The organism is Arthrobacter wenxiniae, from assembly GCF_013376105.1.
Classification (GTDB): Bacteria; Actinomycetota; Actinomycetes; order Actinomycetales; family Micrococcaceae; genus Specibacter; species Specibacter wenxiniae.
In genome coordinates, this window is sequence record NZ_JAAMFM010000088.1 from 1 (window position 1) to 535 (window position 535).

Genomic DNA, 535 nt, shown 5'->3' on the forward strand with positions numbered 1-535 from the left:
GGGCCGCCTCGATGCTCGCCACCAGGCGCAAGGCCGCCGGGTTCCCGACCGGTAAAACCTTCGATGTCTGGGACCCGGCCGCTTCCTCGATCCCCGCCCCCACGCAGCAGGCCCTGCGGACCCTGGAATGGATTAGGCGCGGGGAGAACCTTGTCGTCTGCGGGCCCTCCGGCACCGGCAAGACCTTCTTCCTCGAAGCCCTGGGCCAGCAAGCCGTGGAGGAAGGCCTGCGCGTGGCCTGGTTCCGGCTCGAGGACCTCGGCCAGCTTATCCGCGCCCACCGCACCGATGACAGCGTCACCCGCGCCGTCACCCGGGTGCTGCGCGCCGATTTGGTCGTGGTCGATGACATCGGCCTGCTGCCCGTGGGGACCGACGCCGCCGAAGGCCTCTACCGGGTCGTGGACGCCGCCTACGAGAAACGCTCCATCGCGATCTCCTCCAACCTGCACCCCGCCGGCTTCGACGAGCTCATGCCCAAAACACTGGCGACGGCGACGGTGGACCGGCTGCTGCACCACGCACATGTCTGCCA

Annotated in this window: 1 protein-coding gene; it reads left to right on the forward strand. The window is 69.3% G+C overall.

What is annotated here, in order from left to right:
- Positions 1–535 (forward strand): ATP-binding protein (locus tag G6034_RS19465; RefSeq protein ID WP_176636750.1); only part of this gene is annotated, 535 nt, incomplete at both ends.